Source organism: Achromobacter sp. FW305-C-30-7 (assembly GCF_058783105.1).
The window spans coordinates 529,946-550,596 of the sequence record NZ_JBYSYI010000003.1 but is presented as its reverse complement, the minus strand read 5'-3'; the positions used below and the strand labels follow the sequence as shown (position 1 = coordinate 550,596).

Annotated in this window: 22 protein-coding genes; 14 read left to right on the top strand and 8 right to left on the bottom strand. The window is 66.6% G+C overall.

The features are described from left to right. Window positions 1-11 precede the first annotated feature (11 nt). The 4 genes from AC3WOB_RS13195 to AC3WOB_RS13180 are packed head-to-tail and all read right to left on the bottom strand — an operon-like array spanning window position 12 to window position 3,541. Window positions 12-794 (bottom strand): enoyl-CoA hydratase/isomerase family protein, encoded by a 783-nt coding sequence (locus AC3WOB_RS13195; RefSeq protein ID WP_492275265.1) that lies wholly within the window; start codon window positions 792-794, stop codon window positions 12-14. Further along, on the bottom strand, window positions 791-1,273 hold the full coding sequence (locus tag AC3WOB_RS13190) for a MaoC family dehydratase (protein WP_013394063.1): 483 nt from the start codon (window positions 1,271-1,273) through the stop codon (window positions 791-793). The genes AC3WOB_RS13195 and AC3WOB_RS13190 overlap by 4 nt, the downstream gene beginning before the upstream one ends. An 11-nt stretch (window positions 1,274-1,284) precedes the next feature. Further along, window positions 1,285-2,250, bottom strand: a complete 966-nt coding sequence (locus AC3WOB_RS13185) for a Bug family tripartite tricarboxylate transporter substrate binding protein (RefSeq protein ID WP_492275264.1) — start codon at window positions 2,248-2,250, stop codon at window positions 1,285-1,287. 49 nt (window positions 2,251-2,299) lie between these two features. Next, window positions 2,300-3,541 carry a CaiB/BaiF CoA transferase family protein gene (locus tag AC3WOB_RS13180; protein WP_492275263.1) on the bottom strand — a complete coding sequence of 414 codons (1,242 nt, stop codon included), beginning with the start codon at window positions 3,539-3,541 and terminating at the stop codon, window positions 2,300-2,302. 254 nt (window positions 3,542-3,795) lie between these two features. Here AC3WOB_RS13180 and AC3WOB_RS13175 point away from each other — a divergent pair, with 254 nt between their 5' ends. The 5 genes from AC3WOB_RS13175 (at window position 3,796) to AC3WOB_RS13155 (ending at window position 7,921) form a co-directional block, all read left to right on the top strand. Then, on the top strand, window positions 3,796-4,566 hold the full coding sequence (locus AC3WOB_RS13175; RefSeq protein WP_013394060.1) for an ABC transporter ATP-binding protein: 771 nt from the start codon (window positions 3,796-3,798) through the stop codon (window positions 4,564-4,566). Window positions 4,567-4,637: 71 nt separating this feature from the next. After that, a complete protein-coding gene (locus AC3WOB_RS13170) occupies window positions 4,638-5,636 on the top strand; it encodes an ABC transporter substrate-binding protein (protein ID WP_013394059.1) in 999 nt (332 codons plus the stop codon). Beyond that, window positions 5,633-6,406, top strand: coding sequence for an ABC transporter permease (locus AC3WOB_RS13165; RefSeq protein WP_013394058.1), 774 nt, complete (start codon window positions 5,633-5,635; stop codon window positions 6,404-6,406). The genes AC3WOB_RS13170 and AC3WOB_RS13165 overlap by 4 nt, the downstream gene beginning before the upstream one ends. A 21-nt stretch (window positions 6,407-6,427) precedes the next feature. Further along, entirely contained in the window at window positions 6,428-7,234 is an 807-nt protein-coding gene (locus AC3WOB_RS13160; protein WP_492275262.1) for a transporter substrate-binding domain-containing protein, read from the top strand. Between the two features lie 99 nt (window positions 7,235-7,333). Beyond that, a complete protein-coding gene (locus tag AC3WOB_RS13155; RefSeq protein ID WP_492275261.1) occupies window positions 7,334-7,921 on the top strand; it encodes an IMPACT family protein in 588 nt (195 codons plus the stop codon). 76 nt (window positions 7,922-7,997) lie between these two features. Here AC3WOB_RS13155 and AC3WOB_RS13150 read toward each other — a convergent pair whose 3' ends face one another. The 3 genes from AC3WOB_RS13150 to AC3WOB_RS13140 form a co-directional block, all read right to left on the bottom strand. Then, complete coding sequence (locus tag AC3WOB_RS13150; protein ID WP_013394055.1) at window positions 7,998-8,372, bottom strand: thioredoxin family protein; 375 nt, start codon at window positions 8,370-8,372, stop codon at window positions 7,998-8,000. A 167-nt stretch (window positions 8,373-8,539) separates the two neighbouring features. Continuing rightward, entirely contained in the window at window positions 8,540-9,556 is a 1,017-nt protein-coding gene (locus AC3WOB_RS13145) for an LLM class flavin-dependent oxidoreductase (protein ID WP_013394054.1), read from the bottom strand. A gap of 208 nt (window positions 9,557-9,764) precedes the next feature. Further along, window positions 9,765-11,057, bottom strand: a complete 1,293-nt coding sequence (locus AC3WOB_RS13140) for an NCS2 family permease (protein ID WP_207465190.1) — start codon at window positions 11,055-11,057, stop codon at window positions 9,765-9,767. Between the two features lie 110 nt (window positions 11,058-11,167). On the opposite strand from AC3WOB_RS13140, the gene tsaD reads away from it, so the two are divergent. Next, window positions 11,168-12,199 carry a tRNA (adenosine(37)-N6)-threonylcarbamoyltransferase complex transferase subunit TsaD gene (gene tsaD / locus AC3WOB_RS13135; RefSeq protein WP_492275260.1) on the top strand — a complete coding sequence of 344 codons (1,032 nt, stop codon included), beginning with the start codon at window positions 11,168-11,170 and terminating at the stop codon, window positions 12,197-12,199. Between the two features lie 47 nt (window positions 12,200-12,246). Here the strand turns inward: tsaD and plsY are convergent, their stop codons facing one another. Further along, on the bottom strand, window positions 12,247-12,888 hold the full coding sequence (gene plsY / locus AC3WOB_RS13130; protein WP_013394051.1) for a glycerol-3-phosphate 1-O-acyltransferase PlsY: 642 nt from the start codon (window positions 12,886-12,888) through the stop codon (window positions 12,247-12,249). A gap of 188 nt (window positions 12,889-13,076) precedes the next feature. Here plsY and surE point away from each other — a divergent pair, with 188 nt between their 5' ends. The 8 genes from surE to AC3WOB_RS13090 all read left to right on the top strand — a co-directional run bounded on the left by surE (window position 13,077) and on the right by AC3WOB_RS13090 (window position 20,559). Further along, on the top strand, window positions 13,077-13,835 hold the full coding sequence (gene surE, locus AC3WOB_RS13125; protein WP_013394050.1) for a 5'/3'-nucleotidase SurE: 759 nt from the start codon (window positions 13,077-13,079) through the stop codon (window positions 13,833-13,835). Then, window positions 13,820-14,644, top strand: coding sequence for a protein-L-isoaspartate(D-aspartate) O-methyltransferase (locus AC3WOB_RS13120; RefSeq protein ID WP_013394049.1), 825 nt, complete (start codon window positions 13,820-13,822; stop codon window positions 14,642-14,644). The genes surE and AC3WOB_RS13120 overlap by 16 nt, the downstream gene beginning before the upstream one ends. Before the next feature lie 17 nt (window positions 14,645-14,661). Continuing rightward, window positions 14,662-15,516: a peptidoglycan DD-metalloendopeptidase family protein gene (locus tag AC3WOB_RS13115; RefSeq protein WP_492275259.1), complete on the top strand. Its 855-nt coding sequence runs from the start codon at window positions 14,662-14,664 to the stop codon at window positions 15,514-15,516. Further along, window positions 15,513-16,292, top strand: a complete 780-nt coding sequence (locus tag AC3WOB_RS13110; RefSeq protein ID WP_492275258.1) for a 3'-5' exonuclease — start codon at window positions 15,513-15,515, stop codon at window positions 16,290-16,292. Before AC3WOB_RS13115 ends, AC3WOB_RS13110 begins: the two co-directional genes overlap by 4 nt. Before the next feature lie 181 nt (window positions 16,293-16,473). Continuing rightward, window positions 16,474-17,079 carry a hypothetical protein gene (locus tag AC3WOB_RS13105; protein ID WP_013394046.1) on the top strand — a complete coding sequence of 202 codons (606 nt, stop codon included), beginning with the start codon at window positions 16,474-16,476 and terminating at the stop codon, window positions 17,077-17,079. Between the two features lie 358 nt (window positions 17,080-17,437). Beyond that, window positions 17,438-18,190 carry a TorF family putative porin gene (locus AC3WOB_RS13100; RefSeq protein WP_492275257.1) on the top strand — a complete coding sequence of 251 codons (753 nt, stop codon included), beginning with the start codon at window positions 17,438-17,440 and terminating at the stop codon, window positions 18,188-18,190. A gap of 144 nt (window positions 18,191-18,334) precedes the next feature. After that, window positions 18,335-19,255: a LysR substrate-binding domain-containing protein gene (locus tag AC3WOB_RS13095; protein ID WP_207465180.1), complete on the top strand. Its 921-nt coding sequence runs from the start codon at window positions 18,335-18,337 to the stop codon at window positions 19,253-19,255. Between the two features lie 119 nt (window positions 19,256-19,374). Beyond that, window positions 19,375-20,559 (top strand): MFS transporter, encoded by a 1,185-nt coding sequence (locus tag AC3WOB_RS13090; RefSeq protein ID WP_492275256.1) that lies wholly within the window; start codon window positions 19,375-19,377, stop codon window positions 20,557-20,559. Window positions 20,560-20,651: the final 92 nt, after the last annotated feature.

Here is a 20,651-nt window from a genome sequence, read left to right as displayed (position 1 = left end):
TCCCTTGTCATTCAATCCCATTTGTAGGCAGGAGGCAGTTTTTCCACGAAACGCCGGGCGGCGTCGCGATGGAACGCGCTGTCGCGGCAGATGGCCTGGGCCATGGCCTCTTGCGCATAGATGTCCTCGCGGCTGGACTCGAAAGTCCGGTTCATGATCGTCTTGGCCAGGCCCAGCGCCTGCGTCGGCGCCGCATGGAAGCGTTCGGCCATGGCCAGCGCCTGTTCCAGCGGGTCGCCGTCGCACAAGGCCTGCACCAGGCCCAGCTGCAGCGCCTCCTCGGCCTCGCAGACCCGCGCCGTGAACACCAGTTCCTTGGCGCGCGCCAGGCCGACCGCCCGTGGCAGCAGATACATGCCCAGCATGTCGGGCACATAGCCGATGCGGGCGAACACGGCGCAGAAGGTGGCGCCGCGCCGCGCGATGGCGTAGTCCGCGCAAAGCGCCAGCGACAGGCCGGCGCCGAAGGCAACGCCTTCGACAGCGCTGATGACCGGTTTTTCCAGATCCACCAGCGCGTCGTACCAGCGGTGGATCTTGCGGATGCGTTCCCGTCCTTCGAAGGCGTCCAGGCCCGCCGCATGCGCCTGGGCGATGGACTTGATGTCGCCGCCGGCGCAGAAATGCCCGCCTGAACCCGTCAGCACGACGGCCTTGATGCCGTCGTCCTCGCGCAGTTCCGGCAGGGCATGCGCGAACGCATCGCGCATCTCAAGGCTGAGCGCGTTGCGCTGATCGGGCCGGTCCATGGCCAGCACGGCGGTGGCGCCGTGGCGGGTGATCTTCAGTGTCATGCCTGCTCCTTTTGGGCTGGGTGATACGCGATCTGCGTGAGCCAGCGCGCGACCAGCGCCGGCCGTTCCTCGCCATCGATGTCGATGCGCACATCCCAGGCCAGACGCGCCTGGCCGTCGGGCAGCTCGTCCACGCCAGCCAGCGCGAACGCACCGCGGATGCGTGCGCCCGCCTTGACCGCCTGCGTGAAGCGCACGCGGTCAAAGCCGTAGTTCACCGCCAGCCTGCGGTTGGGAAAGCGGATGGCGGATGCGTACAGGCTGGGCAGCAGGGAGAGCGTCAGCAGGCCGTGCGCAATGGCCGCGCCGTAGGGGGATTCGGCCTGCGCGCGCTGCGGATCCATGTGGATCCACTGCGTATCGCCGGTGGCCAGGCCGAAGCGGTTGATGGTGTCCTGGTCTACCGCCTGCCAGGGCGTGAGGGCGGCAGGTTGTCCGGAAAAGGCGCGCAACGCCGCGATGGAGTCCAAGGTGATCATGGCGGACTCCCTTACTGGGCCTTCAGGCCCAGGTCGCGGGCGACCGGTAGCCAGCGGTCGCGCTCTGCCTGCACGAAGGCGGCGAACACCTGGGCGTCGCCCGGCATGGACACCGCGCCGATCTGCGTGAGCTTGCGTTGCAATTCCGGCTGCTGCAGCGCCTGGTTCACGCCGCGGTTCATGCTCTGGACGACGGCGGGCTGCGTGTCGGCGGGTGCCACCAGTCCGAACCAGGCGCTGGCGTCTATGCCGGCATAGCCCAGCTCGGCGGCGGTGGGCACGTCGGGCAGGCCGGCGAAGCGCTTGTCGTCGAGCACGGCGAAGGGGCGGATCTTGCCGGCCTGCGCCTGGGCCATGCTGGATGGCAGCGCGTCGAACATCATGTCGGTGCTGCTGCCCATCAGGCCAACGATGGCGGGCGCGCTGCCCTGGTAGGGCACATGCGTGACCTGGAAGCCCAGCTTGCTGACGGCGTACTCGCCGGCAAGATAGGTGATGTTGCCGGTGCCGGCCGAACCCATCGTCAGCTTGCCGGGGGACTGCTTGCCCAGGGCGATCAGCGCCTTCACGTCGCGTGCCGGCAGGTCGTGCCGCACCACCAGCAGGAGCGGCGACTTGGCCAGCCCCGAGACCGGCACGAAGTCCTTGGCCGGGTTGTAGGTCATCTTCGCGTATAGCGCCTGGTTTATGACCAGCGGCGCGTTGGAGCCGACGAAGAAGGTCTTGCCGTCAGGCTTGGCGCGGGCGACGTAGTCCGCGGCGATCATGCCGGCAGCGCCCGGCTTGTTCTCGACGATGATGGTCTCGCCGCCGCCCTTGCTCATTTCCTGCGCCACCAGGCGCGTGATCTGGTCGGCGGCGCCGCCAGGCGGATAGGGCACGATGAAGCGGACCGGGCCGTCCTGGGCCAACGCGGGCGCGGCCGCGACGGCCGCCAGTGTCAGGGCGCCGCAGACCGCGGCGGTAATGATGCGCATGGTGGTGTCTCCTGGGTTGTTGTCATGGCCGCCTGTCCGGCGGCTGGGGTCAGATGATTCCGCGTGTTTTAAGTTCGGCGATGCGGCTGTCGTCCAGGCCCAGCCGTTCGCGCAGCACGCTGTCGGTGTGCTGGCCCAGCGTGGGCGCGGCCCGGTCGTAGCGCATGGGGGTGTCGCGCATGCGGATGGGATTGGCCACGGCCGGCGTGTCCACGCCCGATGCGTGGGGCAGCGATAGCTGCATGCCGCGATGGCGCACGTGTGGGTCCTGGAAGACTTGCTCGATGTTGTAGATGGGGCCGCAGGGCACGTTCACCGCCTGCAGTATTTCCACCCATTCCAGCATGGTGCGCGCGCACATGGCCTCGGCGATCGGCGGGATCAGCGTGTCGCGGTTGCGGTTGCGCTGCCCGGCCGTGGCGTAGCGTTCATCGGCGGCCAGGTCGGCGCGACCGATGGCGCCGCAGAATGCGCGGTACTGGCCGTCATTGCCGACAGCGACGATGACCGAGCCTTCCTTGCAGGCGAACACCTGGTAGGGAACCATGTTGGAATGGGCATTGCCCATGCGCTGCGGCACCCGTCCGGACAGGAAGTAATTGATGGCCTGGTAAGACGAGATCGTGATCACGCAGTCCAGCAACGACATGTCGATGTATTGCCCCACGCCGCTGACGCGGCGGTGCTCGACCGCGGCCAGTATGGCTGTGCTGGCATAGACGCCCGTCAGCAGGTCGGTGATCGCAATGCCGGATTTCATCGGCTCGCCGGCCGGATCGCCGGTGATGCTCATCAGTCCGCCCATGCCCTGGAACACGAAGTCGTAGCCCGGCAGCGGCGCGTAGGGGCCGTCCTGGCCGAAACCGGTGATCGAGCAATAGATCAGGCGCGGATTGATGGCGCGCAGGTTTTCATAGTCCAGCCCGTAGCGCGCCAGCGTGCCGACCTTGTAGTTCTCGACCAGCACGTCGGAATCTTTGGCCAGTTCCGCAATGAGCGCCTGGCCCTCGGCCGTGGCGAGGTCCACGGTAATCGACCGCTTGCCGCGGTTGGCGCTGAGGAAGTAGGACGAATCCCGGGTTTCGGCGCCGTCGGCGCCGGTCAGGAAGGGAGGCCCCCAGCCGCGCGTGTCGTCACCGTGTTCGGGCCGCTCGACCTTGATGACGTCCGCGCCCATGTCGGCCAGCGTCTGCGTCGCCCATGGGCCGGCCAGCACGCGGGTCAGGTCCAGGATCTTCAAATGGGATAGCGCGCCGCGCGGTTGCGCGGCGGCGGTGTTGTCTCGCTCCATGTTGCTCCGATCGGGGTGGACCCCGTTATGTCTGGGTTCACCTTAATGACGGAGGGGGCAGGGGTCCAATATCGTTTTGCGCGTTATCGATTCGATTTGGCTATTGCGGGTCCCTCTACACTCCGCGCTCCCGACGGGGTTGGACTCGATCCTTATTACGAAAAGAAGTTAAGACATTCAATATTGATAGTTTGGATTCATATAACGAATTGTTAGATTGGAGGCTCATTTTTTGGCCCGCGACGATACGTTCCATGAATCTGACCTTCGACCATGTCCACAAGCACTTCGGCGAACTGCCCGTGGTGGACGGCTTTACCAGTGAAATCAAGGCCGGCGAACTGGTCGCCCTGGTAGGCCCGTCGGGTTGCGGCAAGTCCACCTTGCTGCATCTGGCGGCCGGTCTGGAAAAGCCCACCGAAGGCAGCGTGCTGGCCGACGGCAAGGCGGTCGCAGGCCCCCATCCCAGCCGTACCCTGGTGTTCCAGGAACATGCGCTGTACCCCTGGCTGACGCTGGAAGACAACGTGGCGCTGGCGCTGGAATTCCAGAACACGCCCAAGGCCCGCGCCCGCGAAGCCGCCCGCCAATGGTTGGCGCGCGTCAGCCTGGCCGGCTTCGAACACTATTACCCGCATCAGGTTTCCGGCGGCATGCGCCAGCGCGCCGCGCTGGCGCGGGCCTTCATCGCCCAGCCCCAGACCATGCTGATGGACGAGCCTTTCGGTGCGCTGGACGCGCTGACCAGGCTCAGCCTGCAAGACGTGCTGCGCCAGCTGATCGCCCAGGAAAAGCCCACCGTGCTGCTCGTCACCCACGACGTGGACGAGGCCCTGTTCCTGGCCGACCGCATCATCGTCTTCAGCCCGCGCCCGGCTCGCGTGCTGCGCGAATTCAACCTGGCGCACCGCGAAAAGACCCATGACCTGTCCGGTCTGGCTACCGAGAAGCGCGAGATCCTGCGCCTGCTCGGCATCGCGGTGGACGGCTCCAGCGAGCACGCCGACCTGGCCCTGGCCGCCTGACACGCCTGACCTGAATCCTTGCTGCCGGCGCCCGCGCGCCGGCCAGCCCTGCATACCCTGGAGCACTTCCCATGAAATTGAAGCAATGGCTGTCCCTGCCGCTGGCCGCGGCGCTGCTGGCGGCGGCCCCCGCCATGGCCGCCGAGAAATTCCGCGTGGGCTATCTGCGCGTGATGGACGATGCGCAAGCCATCGTTGCGCAAGAGGGCGGCTACTACAAGAAGGCCGGGCTGGATTCCGAGCTGATCGAGTTCAAGTCGGGTACCGACCTGATCAAGGCCATCGTCGGCGGCCAGCTGGACATCGGCGTGCTGGGATTCACCAACGCCGTGGCCTGGGCTTCCAAGGGCGCGGACCTGAAGGTCGTGGGCGGCGCGCAGCAGGGCTACCACTCGCTGATCGTGCGCGACGATTCCGGCATCAAGGACATCGCGGGGTTGAAGGGCAAGACCCTGGCGTCCCAAGCCGAAGGCAGCACCGCGGACGTGGTCCTCAAGGGCGTGGTGCTCAAGCAGGGCAACCTGTCCGCCGATGACGTCAACGTCATGGGCGTGAGCCCGGCGGTGGCGGTCCAGTCGCTGGTGGGCAAGCGCGTGGACGCGGCTTTCCTGTTCGAACCCTACGACCGCATCGCGCAGCTGATCGCGCCGGTCAAGCAGATCTATGAAGTGGGCCAGGCCTGGCCGTTCCCTTGCATGGTGGTGATCACCTCTGGCGAAACGCTGGCTAAGCGCAAGGACGACGTCTGGAAGGCGCTGGACGCGCAGAACCAGGCCATCCAGCTGCTGCAGAAGGAACCCGCGCAGGCCTCCAAGCTGATCGCCTCGTATTTCATCGCCGAGCCCACGCTCAAGACCCTGACCCGTGGCGAACTGCCGCGCGAGACCGTCATCGCCGAAGCCATCGGCACGCAGGTCTTCACGCCCAAGCTGACCGACAAGGACACCCGCCGCATGCAGGAAATCGCCGATATCCTGCAAGCCCAGGGTTCGCTGAAGACGCGCGACGGCAAGCCGTATGACGTCTCCAGCATCGTCGACCTGTCCTGGCAAGAGGCTCGCAAGCTTTGAGCGCATCTACCCGAGTCACCGGCGCCCGCAAGCATTTCGCGGGCGTTCTGGGCGTGTTGTTCATCCTGGCCCTGTGGCAACTGGCGGCGTTCGCGCTGCCGGACTTCCTGATGCCGGGCGTGCCTGCGGTCGTCGAGCGCCTGTTCGAGGACCTGGGCAAGCAATCCTTCCACCAGAGCCTGCTGGGTACGCTGGGCCGGCTGGGCGCGGGCTACGGCCTGGCGCTGGCCGCCGGCATCGGCTTCGGTCTGGTGGCGGCGGTGCTGTTCTTCTTCCGCGAAGTCTTGCGCAGCGCCATCGTCATCCTGCAGTCGATTCCGTCGATTGCCTGGGTGCCGCTGTTCCTGATCGTGATGGGCTTTGGCAACACGCCCATCATCGTGGTGGTGGCGCTGTCGGCGTTCTTCCCGGCCGCGCTCAGCGTGATGAACGCCACCGAATCCGTGCAGCGCGTGCACGTGTCGGCGGCGCGCGTCATGGGCGCCACGCGCTGGGGCCTGGTCAAGCGGGTCTACCTGCCGGCCGTCATGCCGGAACTGATCACCGGCGCCCAACTGGCGTTCGGCAATGCCTGGCGCGCGCTGATCTCGGCGGAAATGCTGATCGGCTTCGGCAAGGGCCTGGGCCGTTCGCTGGCCTATTCGGGCGAGATCGCCGACATGACCGGCGTCATGACCAACATCCTGGTCATCGCCGTGTTGGCCGCGCTGATCGACCAGTTCGTGCTTGAAAACCTCAAGCATCGCTTGCTGCGCTATCAGTACGTCTGAGGGCGACAGGAGGAGTCCCGCATGATCGGCCGCATCCGTCTCTTCGTCCTTGGCGCCTGCCTGGCTGCGTCCGGCCTCGCGCAGGCGCAGCCGGAAGCCTTCGCGGCGGCGCGGGCGCGCGGCGAACTGGTGGTGGGAGTGCCTTTCCTGGCGCCGCCGCCCGCGGCCGGCGCCAAGATCCGCACGCCGGACGGCCTGGACGCCGCAATGACCGACAGAGTGGGGCAAAGCTTGGGACTGCCGGTGCGCCTCGTGCAATTGCCGCAGGAGCAGGCCGCTGCTGCGCTGGCGGCAGGGCAGGTTGATCTAGTCCTGACCGACGGCGCGTCGGCCCAGCCCGACGCCGTCGCGATGCAAGCCACGGGCTATGCCGCTCGTCCCAAGGCCGTAATCCGCAGCGATACCAGCCTGCGCCGGCCCGCCGACGTGCGCGGCCGTAGCGTCTGCATGGCCGAGGCCGCAACCGCTTCCCGCGCCCTGGCCGAGAGCTGGGGCGCCGTGGTGCGCACCTACCGCGTGCCGTCCGATGCGCTGGTCGCCGTGCGCGAAGGCAGCTGCGACATCGGGCTGGTGGACGATGCGGTCTGGGAACCGCTGGTGCGCTTCCCGGAATGGAAGAAATTCTCCTCGACGCTGGCGGCCGATGGCGCCAGGCGCGAACGCGTGTGGCTGCTACCGGCGTCCGACTCCGCCAGCCGCAACTGGCTGAGTCAGGAAATGCGTGCCTGGGACCGTGCCGGCGCCTGGAAGGCAATGACGGTGAAATGGGCGCGCGACGTGGCCTTCGACGTGTACCTGGACCAGGAAGTACCTGACTGCCACGGCTAGGCCGGCCTCCTGATTGGCTGCGTCCTGGCGCTGCAAGACGTTCGCTGCGAACCTTCGGCATGGCGCGGGACGGCAGTGCCAGCACATACAATGCCGGTCATGACGCACACGCTGACCGCTCCTTGCACTTACCAGGAAGACATCAAGAAAAGCCGCTTCGTCGCGTATGCGGCGCCCGTGTCCGGGGTGGACGAAGCCATGCGCTTCTTTGCCCAGCACAGCGATCCGGAAGCGACCCATAACTGCTGGGCCTACCGCATCGGCCAGGAATATCGCTTCAATGACGACGGCGAGCCCGGCGGCACGGCAGGACGTCCCATCCTGCAAGCCATCGAAGGCCAGGACATGGATCGCGTAGCGGTGCTGGTGGTGCGCTGGTACGGGGGCATCAAGCTGGGTGCAGGCGGACTGGTGCGCGCCTACGGTGGCTGCGCCGCCAATTGCCTGCGGCTGGGAGCGCGCACGGAGATCGTGGATCTGGCGACTGTCGCCTGCGCTTGTGGCTTCGGCGAACTGGCGCTGCTGAAGTCGCGCCTGGCTCAGGCGGGCGCGACGATCCTGCAAGAAGATTTCAATGAGGAAGGCGTTGCGCTGCGGTTCACGCTGCCGCGCGCGGCGGTGGCGGATCTGGAGGTGACGGTCGCCAACATCACCCGCGGCCGCGCCGCCTGGGAAGTGGAATCGTAGTACGGATGCCGCGCGTGAAAGCCCAGGCAAGAAGCCAGGCATTCAGCGCGCATGACCCGTCATCATCCGTGCCCGCTCAAGCGTCCTGCCCATTCTGGGCCGCGGCGATTTCCTGGTGGACCTTTTCCATGTCCACTTCCTTGATCTTGGCCAGCAGCTCGTTGAGCTGGCCGCCGGACAGGGCGCCCGGTTGCGAGAACAGCAGAACCTTTTCGCGGAAAACCATCAGGGTCGGGATCGAGCGGATGCCCAGCGCGCCGGCCAGTTCCTGCTCCACGTCCGTGTTGACCTTGGCAAACGTGACGTCGGGGTGCTCGGTGGCGGCCTGCTCGAAAACCGGCGCGAAACCGCGGCACGGGCCGCACCAAGGCGCCCAGAAATCGACGATCAGGGTGCCGTCGGGGGTGATGGCTTCCTGGAAGCTGTCTTTGGTGAGTTCAACAATACTCATTTTGAATCCTTGCCGCGTGAGCGGCGCAAAAGGCGGTGTCGGAGGCCTGGGGTGTGCCGGTCCCGGACCCGATAAGGCGATGCGTTTTCCGTGCTCTTTGAGTCATAGTAGAGCGTGTGGCTGCCGCATCGCAATGGTTGGCGCCCGGGGGGCGCAATCTGCCGCGTTCAGGCCGCGGTGCTTGCCGCGGCGCCGTTTTTCAATGAAGCGACAATCTCGAACGAGCGCAGGCGGTCTGCGATGTCGTAGAAATCCGAGACGATCATGACTTCGTCGGCCTCGGTCTCGGCGACCAGGGCTTCCAGTTCGCGCCGGACGGTATCCGGGCCGCCCACGATGGCGGCGCCCAGTCTTTGTTGGACAGCCTCGCGCTCCCATTCGTTCCACAGGCCGTCCATGCTGTCCACGGGCGGCTGCAGCTGCAGTCGGTTGCCGCGTACCAGCGACAGGAACTTCAGCTGCTGGGTGGTGGCCTGGCGCCTGGCGGCCTCATCGGTTTCGGCGGCCACGACGGGCACGCCTATCATGGCGTAGGGGCGGGCCAGCGTTGCCGATGGCTTGAACAGGTGGCGGTAGAGGCGCATGGCCGCCATGCCTTCGGGCGAGAAATGTCCCGCAAAGGAGAAGGGCAGGCCCAGCTCCGCGGCAAGCCGGGCGCTGAAGTCGCTGGAACCCAGCAGCCAGATCGGAATGTCCAGGCCTTCGCCGGGAATCGCGCGCACCGGTTGCCCGGGGCGCGAGGGCGCCAGGAAGCCGCGCAATTCTTCCACCAGCGCCGGAAACTCCAGTCCGCTGCGAGGACCACGGCGCAGCGCGTGCTGCGTGGCGCCGTCGCTGCCGGGCGCGCGGCCCAGGCCCAGATCGATGCGGCCGGGGTAGAGCGTTTCCAGGGTGCCGAACTGCTCGGCGATGATCAGCGGCGCGTGGTTGGGCAGCATGACGCCGCCCGAACCCACGCGCAGCGTATTGGTGTGCGAAGCCACGTGACCGATCAGCACGGCCGTGGCGCTGCTGGCCACGCCGTTGATGTTGTGGTGTTCCGCCAGCCAGAAACGTTTGTAGCCCAGGCGTTCCACGTGCTGCGCGACCGCGACGGTGTTGCGGAAAGCGTCGGCCGCGTCGCGGCCCTGCACAATCGGGGCCAGGTCCAGTACGGAAAAAGGGATGCGTGCCAGGCTGCTCATGCGGACACCTCCGTGCTCGAGGCGGAACAGGACAACAGGGCGGGAACAAAGCGGGTAAGGCGCAAGGCGGACTCCATATGCCGTTATACATGGGGAGTGTATCGGTGAAATCAAGCGGACCCGCCAGCAACCTTATGGTGCGGCGGGTTGATTGAATTGCGCTATCCCTGCGATTGAGCCGCTCTGTCCGATGGTCTTACGTCCGCGCCTAGCCTGGGAAGAAGGCGTAGCGGATCACGAACAGCGCTGCGACCAACCAGGTGGCGGGATGCACGTCGCGGATCTTGCCGGTGGCGGTCTTCAGCACCACGTAGCTGATGAAACCGAAGGCGATGCCGTTGGCGATCGAGTACGTGAACGGCATGACCAGCGCGGTCAGCGCGGCCGGCGTGGCTTCGCAGACGTCGTTCCAATCGATGTCGATCAGCTCGCGCATCATCAGGCCGGCCACGTAGAGCAGGGCGGGCGCGGTGGCGTAGGCAGGCACGGCGCCGGCCAAGGGCGAAATGAACAAGGCAGCCAGGAACAGCAGCGCCACGACCAGCGCGGTCAGGCCGGTGCGGCCGCCAGCCTGCACGCCGGAGGCGCTTTCCACATAGGCGGTGGTGCTGCTGGTGCCCAGCATCGAGCCCGCGACAATGGCAGTGCTGTCGGCAAACAAGGCGCGGCCCAGGCGATTGGGGCGGTTCTCGGGCACCAGGCCGGCGCGTTTGGCCACGCCCACCAGCGTGCCGGTGGCGTCAAACACTTCAACCAGCACGAACACCAGGATCACATGCACGAAGCCGCTGTGCAGCGCGCCCAGGATGTCCAGCTTCATGAGCGTGGGCGCCAGGCTGGGCGGTGCGGCGAAGATGCCCTTGAACTCGTTGTAGCCCAGTACCATCGACAGCAGCGTGACCACGATGATGCCGATCAGGATGGCGCCGCGCACGCGCAGGGCGTCCAGCGCGGCGATGATGAAAAAGCCCAGGATGGCGAACAGCGGTCCGGGCTGGGTCAGGTCGCCCAGCGTGACCTTGGTGGCCGGGTGCGCGACCACGATGTTGGCGCTGGATAGCGCGATAATGGCAAGGAACAGCCCGATGCCCGCGGCGATGGCGCTGCGCAGCGAATGCGGTATGCCCTTGACCAGCCAGACCCGGATGCCCGAGAACGTCAGGAACAGGAAGATCACGCCCGAGATGAACACGGCGCCCAGCGCCTGTTCCCAGGTGTAGCCCATGGTCTTGACCACGGTGAATGCGAAGAAGGCATTCAGGCCCATGCCCGGCGCCATGCCGATCGGCCAGTTGGCGATCAGCGCCATCACCAGCGAGCCCAGCGCGGCGGCCAGGCAGGTGGCGACGAACACGGCATCGCGGTCCATGCCGGTTGACGACAGGATGTCCGGATTGACGAAGATGATGTACGACATCGTCAGGAAAGTCGTCAGGCCGGCGACCAGTTCCGTGCGCGCTGTCGTGCCGTGTTCACGCAGCTTGAATAGCTTCTCGAGCATTCGAGTCCCCAATGTGTTTGCAGGATTGCGGGTTGTTGTAGGCGGGCCGGGTTGCCCGCCGGTTTTTCATAAACGGGCGTATTTTCGCATCAGTTGTAAACTCTGCCGCCATGATTATTCTCGGCTTTGAAAGCTCCTGCGACGAAACCGGTGTCGCAGCCGTCTGTACCGAACGCGGTCTGCTGGCGCACGCGCTGCACACCCAGATCGCCATGCACCAGGAATACGGGGGCGTGGTGCCGGAACTCGCCTCGCGCGACCATATCCGCCGGGTCGTGCCGCTGACGCGGCAGGTCCTGGAAGAAGCCGGCCTGCAGATGTCCGATATCGGCGCGGTCGCCTATACGGCAGGGCCGGGCCTGGCGGGCGCCTTGCTGGTGGGCGCCAGCGTTGCGCAGTCATTCGCCTGGTCGCGCCATCTGCCCGCCATCGGCATCCATCACCTCGAAGGCCACCTGCTGTCGCCGATGCTGGCGGATCCGCGGCCGGAATTCCCCTTCGTGGCGCTGCTGGTTTCCGGCGGGCATACGCAGCTGATGCGGGTGGACGGCGTGGGCCGCTACGAATTGCTGGGCGAAACGCTGGACGACGCGGCGGGCGAGGCCTTCGACAAGTCGGCCAAGCTGATGGGGCTGGGCTATCCGGGCGGGCCGGCGCTGTCCAGGCTGGCCGCCAGCGGGGACGCCGCGCGTTTCGACCTGCCGCGGCCCATGCTGCACAGCGGCGACCTGGACTTCAGCTTCAGTGGCCTGAAAACGGCCGTGCTGACCCGGGTCAAGGCTGCCGAGGCGGCCGGCGGGCTGGACGAACAGGCGCGCGCCGACCTGGCCGCGGCCACGCAGGCCGCCATCGTGGAAGTGCTGGCGGCCAAGGCCATCAAAGCCCTGAAACAGACCGGCCTGAAGCGTCTGGTGGTGGCCGGCGGCGTGGGCGCCAATCAATTGCTGCGCGCCAAGCTGGACGCCGCGCTCAAGCCGCTCAAGGCGCGCGCCTATTTCCCGCCGCTGGAACTGTGCACCGACAACGGCGCCATGATCGCCTTTGCGGCCGCCGAGCGGGTCAAGGCGGGCCTGGCGACCCTGGACCCGGATGCGCACAGCTTCACCGTCAAGCCGCGCTGGGACCTCGCCGACATCGCCTGAAATGAAAAGGGCGGCCCTGGGGCCGCCCTGTCACATGCGCGTCTTGCTTATTTCTTCTTGCCGCCGCCAATGCGGCTTTCCGTGCCTTGCACCAGGCGCGTGATGTTGGCGCGGTGGCGGTAGAACAACAGCACGCCGATGATCGCCAGCGCGACGCCCATGGGCGGCTGCGCATACCAGGCCAGGCCCGAGCCGAACACGTAGTACACGGGGGCGAAAAAGGCCGCCACCAGGGATGCCAGCGACGAATAGCGGAAGAACACCGCGACGATGAGCCAGGTGGCGGCAGTGGCGACCGCTAGCCAGGGCTGGATCGCCACCAGCACGCCCAGGGCGGTGGCCACGCCCTTGCCACCCTTGAAGCGCAGGAATATCGGGTACAGATGGCCCAGGAAGGCGGCCAGCGCCACCAGCGCCAGCGCGATCGGGGAGATCCCGGGCGCCAGTTTTTCGGCCAGCCAGATCGCGAACCATCCCTTGGCGGCGTCGCCCAGCAGCGTCAGCGCGGCGGCGGTCTTGTTCCCGGTGCGCAGCACGTTGGTGGCGCCCGGGTTCTTGGAGCCGTAGCTGCGGGGGTCCTGCAGGCCCATGAGCTTGCTGACGACCACGGCGAACGGCACGGAGCCGATCAAGTAGGCCAGCAGGATGAGCGCAGCGCTGAAGACCAGAGAGGGGTCGTTTATCGCCATGAAAGGGGTCCGTTGTTGTTGTGTTGTTACCGTAATGGCTGCGGATTCTACCGCGCCCGGGGCCGGGCCCGGCTACGGGTTATCGAGCGGGATGCCGGCGCCCGTCTGCCAGCAGATCGCACGGATGGCGGCCGCGGACGGTACAATCCGACGCGTTCACCCGCGTTTTATTTTCTTTCGGATGCACAATGCGAATTCTGGTTTCGAACGATGATGGTTACTCCGCCCCCGGGCTCGAGGCGCTGGTTGACGCGCTGCAGGGCCTGGGCGATCTCACCGTCGTCGCGCCCGAGACCAACCATAGCGGCGCGTCCAATTCGCTGACGCTGAACCGGCCGCTGTCGGTGCGCACCGCCTCCAACGGCTACATCGCCGTCAACGGCACCCCCTCCGACTGCGTGCACGTGGCCCTCACCGGTCTTATGGATACCCGGCCCGACCTGGTCGTGTCCGGCATCAACAACGGCGCCAACATGGGCGACGACACCCTCTATTCGGGCACCGTGGCCGCCGCCAGCGAAGGCTATCTGTTCGGCATTCCCGCCATCGCGTTCTCGCTGGCCGAGAAGGGCTGGGCGCACATCGATTCCGCCGCGCGCGCCGCGCGCCTGGTGGTCGAGCGCCACCTTGCCCAACCGCTGGCCGCGCCGGTGCTGCTGAACGTCAACATTCCCAGCCGCCGCTTCGAAGACATGCACGGCTTCGCGGTCACGCGCCTGGGCAAGCGCCATCCCTCGCAGCCGGTGGTGCGCACGACCACGCCGTATGGCGATACCGTCTACTGGATCGGGCCCGTGGGCATGGCGGCCGACGCCACGCCGGGCACGGACTTCCATGCCGTCGAGCAGGGCACCGTGTCAGTCACGCCGCTGCGCCTGGACCTGACCCAGCACAGCCAGCTCGACGAGATCCGGACCTGGGCGGAGCCGCTATGCGCAAACGCGTAAGCCAACCGGATGTGAGCCAGCCCGTGTCCGGGCGCACCGGCCCGGTGCGCTACGACTCGGGCCGGCTCAGTCCTGGCGTCACGCCCGCCAACAGCAATACGCGCATTTCCGCGGCCACGCTGCAACGCCAGACGCAGGCGCCGACGCCGGCGTCCGGCAGCAACCTGGGCCTGAACTCCGACCGCCTGCGCCAGGCCATGGTGGAACGCCTGCGGGCGCAGGGCATTACCGACGAACGCGTGCTCAACGCCATGGGCGCCGTGCCGCGCCATCTGTTCGTCGACGAGGCGCTGGCCAGCCGCGCCTACGAAGACGCGGCGCTGCCCATCGGCCATTCGCAAACCATTTCGCAACCCTGGGTGGTGGCGCGCATGATCGCCGCTGCCTGCGACGACCGTACGCCCACCCGTGTGCTGGAAGTCGGCGCGGGTTGCGGCTACCAGGCAGCGGTGCTCGCGCAGTTCGTGCGCGAGGTCCACACCATCGAACGCATCCGCGGACTGTATGAGCTGGCGCGCGAGCACCTGCGCGCCTTGCGGCTCACCACGAGGATCCGTTTGATCTACGGCGACGGCATGCTGGGCCTGCCCGGCGTGGCGCCGTTCGATGCTATCGTTGTGGCTGCCGCTGGCCTTGCCATCCCGCAGGCGCTGCTGTCTCAGCTCGCGCCGGGTGGCCGCCTGATCGCTCCTGAAGGGGGCGCCAACCAGCGCCTGGTTCTCATCGAACGCACAGGCGCGGCCAGCTGGAAACGCACCGAATTAGAGGCCGTGCGCTTTGTGCCGCTACGGGCCGGAATACAATCTTGAGCAAACAGGAGAAACGTATGCTCAACGGGCAGTTGCAACTGACCGATATCACCCTGGGCGCGTCCATGACGCGCCTGCGCCGCCCGCTCTTCATCGCGGGGGCTCTCAGCCTGTCCATTCTGGCGGGCTGCGCTTCGAAAGGTACTCGCGCCCCGGTGGTCGACATGACCGGCGGGCAACCCGCGCCGGCGACCCAACCCGGTGGCAGCTATGTAGTGAAGCCGGGCGACACGCTGTACAAGATCGCCCGCGCCAACAATGTGGACATCGAGAACGTCAAGCGCTGGAATAACCTCAGCGACCCCAACCAGATCTCGGTCGGCCAGGTCCTGAAGATGTCCGGCGGCGCCAGCGGCGGGGCGCAGACCGCGCCGATCGCAGGCACCAAGCCGCAGCCGCGTCCGCTGGACCAGCCGGAAACCCTGCCGCCGCCCACTACCGAGACCACCACCCCGCCGCCCACGGCGCCGGTCGAAACCAAGCCCGCCACGCGCGCGGCCGATGCGGCCGTCATCAATTGGGCCTGGCCCGCCAGCGGGCAGATCGTGCAGGGCTTCAACAACAGCAGCAAGGGCATCGACATCGCCGGCGCCTTGGGCGATCCCATCACCGCCGCGGCGGACGGCCTGGTCAAGTACAGCGGCAACGGCGTGCGCGGCCTGGGCAACCTGATCATCGTCGAACACCAGAACGGCTTCATCACCGCTTACGCGCATAACCGCGCGGTGCTGGTGAAGACAGGCCAGACGGTCAAGCGCGGCGCCAAGATCGCCGAACTCGGCCAGAGCGACACCACCTCGCCGCGCCTGCATTTCGAGATCCGCCGCCAAGGCCAGCCGGTGGACCCCATGCAGTACCTGCCTGCCAAATGACGCCCACCCTGGTATTCGACCTGGAAACCATCCCCGATGCCGATGGGCTGCGCAAGCTCAATGGCTGGGGACCCGAGGTGGCTGACCAGGAAGTGGTCGAGCGCGCGCTGACCGCGCGGCGCGAGGCCGTGGGCCATGATTTCCTGCCGTTGCATCTGCACAAGGTGGCGGTGGTGGGCTGCGTGTTCCGCGACGACCAGGGCTTTCGCGTCAAGACCCTGGGCCAGCCCGACGATCCCGAAGCCGCCTTGCTGGCGGGCTTCTTCAAGACCATCGAACGCTACACGCCCAAGCTGGTGAGCTGGAACGGTTCCGGCTTCGACCTGCCTGTGCTGCATTACCGCAGCCTGATCCAGGGCGTGCCCGCGCCGCGCTACTGGGACATGGGCGAGGAAGACCGCGATTTCAAGTTCAACAACTACATCTCGCGCTACCACTCCCGCCACCTGGACCTGATGGACCTGCTGGCCAAGTACAACGGCCGCGCCAATGCGCCGCTGGACGAGCTGGCCAAGCTTTGCGGCTTTCCCGGCAAGCTCGGCATGGACGGCAGCAAGGTGTGGGAGGCCTGGAGCCAAGGCCGCGCCGACGAGGTGCGGGCCTATTGCGAAACGGACGTGGTCAACACCTGGCTGGTGTATTGCCGGTTCCGCTTCCTGCGCGGCGAACTCGACCGCACTTCCTACGAAGCGGAAATCGCGCTGGTGCGCGACACCCTTAGCGCCAGCGACGCGCCGCACTGGAAGGAATACATGGCGGCCTGGGACGCCAACTGAACGCCTGGGCGGCCTCAAGATCCGTCTGTCGGGAAGCAAGGAAGAAACGGGGCCCGCGCGGCCCCGTTCTTGCGCCTGGCGCCGGCGCAATCGACTGAAACATTGCTTGCTTGGACGAAACCTGGATGAAACCGGGGCAACCGCACAATGGCCTCGCTTTCTTCACTTTCAGGAGACCTACATGTCCCGATTCGCTATCCGCTCCAATTTGGCCGCTCTTGCATTTGTCGCCGCGACGGGCGGCATGGTGGCCGGCTCCGCCATGGCTGCGCCTCCTCCTCCCGCTGACGGCGGTCCCGCCGCCATGCACGATGGCCAGCGCGGCGGCTTCCACAAAGGCATGCGCGACGGCCTCTTCGTTCCCGGCCTGGGTCCCGTGACCAAGGCGCAGGTCGCCGAGTTGAAGCTGGACGACAAGCAGCAGGCCTTGTTCAAGACCGCCCAGGACGGCCAACGCAGCCTGCACGAAGCCATGCGCGCCTCCGGCGGCAAGCGCCACGACCTGTTGAAGGCGCAACTGGACAGCGGCAAGCTGGATCCCCGCGCACTGGTCGAACAGTCCGAAAAATCGCGTGAAGCCTTCGGTCCCCAGGCCAAGCAGGTGCGCGACCAGTGGCTGGCCGTCTGGGACAGCCTGAACGAGACCCAGCGCGGTCAGGTGACCAAGTTCGTCAAGGAGCGCCAGGACCGCATGCAGGAGCGCCACGCCCGCATGGAAGGACGCCATGGCAAGGGCAGGGCTGAAGCGCCCGCGGCCGCCGCGCCGGCCAAGCCCGCCGCCAACTAAGCAAGCCCCATGGCCGGCCTTCCTGGCTGGCCCGGGCGCATCACCCCGGACACGCAGTCGCGTGCCGGGGTTTTTCATTTGCGGGCGCTGCTTGCGGCATGGCCACCAGCAGCGCGGAACCATGAAGACGCGGACTCCCCGTTTTGACGCATGAATGCGTGCGCGCGGGCCTGCCTCTGCACTGTCCTGGTGCGCGGCAGGCGGCGCCGCGGCGCATGCGTGTCGCAATCAGCTTGCGCCGGACCTGGCACGGACATTGCTTGGTGTAGTGGGAACCGGTACGAAATGTTGCACAGCCGGCCCTGTGGATGCGCGACAGCCATCTCCCACTCGATAAAACCGATCAGGACTCCGCATCATGAAGAAGACGTTGCTAGCCGCGCCCTTGGCGCTCGCCGCTTGTTTCGCCGCGACGGCGCAGGCCGAACCCACCGATCTGGGCGGCGGATTCTCGCTCAGCGGCAACGCCGCCATCGTCAGCGACTACCGCTTCCGCGGCTACTCGCAGACCGACTTCCGGCCCGCCGTCCAACTGGGCTTCGACCTGACCCACAGCTCCGGTTTCTATCTGGGCAACTGGAACTCCAACGTCTCGGACTTCGTCTTCACCGATGGCAACCTGGAGATGGATTTCTATGGCGGCTGGAAGGGCGACGTAGGTGGCGGCTTCACGCTGGACGCAGGCGTGCTGCACTACTACTATCCGGGCTCCAGTTCGCCGAAGGGCGGCAACTACAACAACACCGACCTCTACCTGGGCGCGTCCTACGGCAACTACAGCCTCAAGTACTCCTACACGCCCAGCGACTTCTTCAGCACGCCCGACAGCAAGGGCACCTGGTACCTGGACGGCACGGCCAACTTCGACCTGGGCGACGGCTGGGGCCTGGTCGGCCACCTGGGCTACCAGAAGCTCAAGAACCAGACCAATATGGACGGCGACTCCATCGGCCATTACGTCGACTACAAGGTCGGCGTGACCAAGGACCTGAAGGGCTGGATCCTGGGCCTGGCCGCCGTGGGTGCGACCAAGGACAACTGGCTGCCCACCAAATACGGCCATCCTTCGGGCCGCCTGGGCGCGGTGTTCTCGGTGGCGCGTTCCTTCTGACCTTTATCCGTGGCGGCGCCTGACAGCGCCGGCGTTGGGCTTGCCGTGGACAGCTGTTGGCGCGCTGTCTACGGCAAGCCTTTTTTTTGCCGGACAAGATAAAAAATATACTGTGGGAATCGAATCAGAACCTCAGGCGTTCCAATGATAGAAACACGCCTATTGCGGCAATTCATCGCGGTGGCCGAAACCCTGCACTTCAACCGCGCCGCACAGCGACTGCACATGGCGCAGCCGCCGCTGAGCCAGGCCATCCGGCGGCTGGAGGCCGAGATAGGCGCAACGCTGTTCGAGCGCACCAACCGCAGCGTCGCGCTGACGCCCGCAGGCGCGGCGTTCCTCGAGACGGCCCGGCGCATCCTGGACGGGCTGGATGAAGGCGTGGCGCGCACCCGGCGGGTGGCGCAGGGCATGGACGGGCATTTGACGATGACCTTCATCAACATCGCGCCCTATGCCTCGTTGCTGCGGGCCTTGCGCGATTTCCGGCTGACGTGCCCCGCAGTGGCGTTCACCCTGCGCGAAGGCACGACGCGAGAGCAGGTCGAGGCCCTGGAGAACGGGACTGCGGATATCGGATTCCTGCGCACGCCGGGCGGCAGCACGCCGGATCTGCGCTTTCAAGCCCTGCTGCGCGAACCCCTCTGCGTGGCCCTCCCGGCAGGTCATCCCCTGGCCTACCAGCCTTCGATCGAACTCGCCAAACTCAAGGATGAAGCGTTTGTCGCGTCACCCAGAAGCTTGGGGCAGGGCCTGCACGACCAGCTGATCCAGCTATGCCAGACCGCGGGCTTCCGGCCCATGGTGGCGCAGGAGGCGCGTCAACTGCAGACACTGATTGCACTGGTGGCCGCGGGTTTCGGTATCGCTCTGCTGCCAGGATCGCTGGCCGCGCAACGGCGCGACGACGTCGTCTTTCGCGCCATCGAGAGCGACGCGCCCATGGCGCTGACGCATCTGGACCTGTTGATGGCCTGGAATCCGGAGCGGGCGTCGCCCGCCCGCGACCGTCTGGTCTGCACCATGCAGCAGGCCTTTTCAGACGTTGAAAGTCTTATTTTTTAATAAATAAGATATTTTACGAACCCGCGACAGATCCCTAAGCTCAGTCCCAGGATCCGGCCGAGCGCCTCACAGCGCCTCGCGGTTTACGCCGGACCTTTCCATTTGAGTCCGGGATCGCCATGCCTGTCGCCGTCTACGTCTTTTCCATATGCACTTTTGCATTCGGCCTTTCCGAATTTGTCGCGGCCGGCCTGATATCGGCCATGGCCGCAAGCCTTGGCGCCAGCATCGAGGCGGCGGGCGCCTCAATCGCGGTCTACGCCTTGGGGGCAGCCATAGGCGCACCGCTGGTGACCGCGCTGCTCGCGCCCTGGACGGACCGCCGCATCCTGGCGCTAGCCATGGCCGTGCTGGCCGCGGGCAGCGTGCTGATGAGCCTGTCGCCCACTTTGCCGGTCTTGCTGGGCGTGCGTTTTCTGGTGGGACTGGCGCACGGGGTGTTCATGGCGGTGGCTTCGGATGCGGCCGCCAGGCTGGTGCCGGCCCCGCGGGCCGGGCGGGCGCTGTCGGTGGTGTGGATCGGCCTGACGTTGGCCTTGGCGCTGGGGGTGCCGTTAGGCACATTCCTGGGCAGCATCTGGTCGTGGCGTGCCATTTTCGCCGGTGTGGGCGCGTTGGCGCTGGCCGGCGTCATCGGCCTGCTGCGCTTCATGCCGGTGCGCGGGCCGGGCAAGCCGCAGGCGGGCGTGCGGGCTGGCTTGAAGGCGCTGGCGCATCCGCGCATGCTGGCGACGGCCGGAGTGGGCGCCTTGGTCAGTGTGGCGACGTTCAGTTTCTTCACCTTCATCTCTCCCTATCTGCTACAGGTCACGCGGGCGGATGTGCGGTGGCTCAGCGCGGCTATGCTGCTGTTCGGCCTGTGCTCGATTGCTGGCAATCTGTTGGGCGGCTATCTGGCTGACGCGATGGACGGGGGTCGCGCCGCGCTGTATGCGCTCGCGGGGTTGGCCGTCAACCTGCTGGGACTATATCTGTTGCGGGGTTCCGGGCTGGCGGTGGTGGCGCTGGCCGGCGCGCTGGGCATGGTGTTCTTCTGCATCGTCACCTTGCTAACGCTCCGGCTGCTGAAGCTGGCGCAGCGCCATGTGCCCGAGTCCACGGCGGTAGCGGCCGGCCTGAACATCGCTTCCTTCAATCTTGGAACCGCGGCGGGCGGCGGGCTGGGCAGCCTGACCATCGTCCATGCCGGCCTGGCGTGGCTGCCGCTTGTGGGAGCCGTTGCCGCCGTGGCGGCCATGGTCGCGCTGCGTTTGCAGCGGCCGCGCACGCAGGCCCGGGGCATCGCTCGACAGCCAAGGGGCTAGGGCCCGCAGCGGTGCGTTCTGGCCCCGCTACTCCCATTTCCAGGATTGGCCGCAGTCCTTCTACAATAGCGGGTTGCGTGTAATTCTTCTGG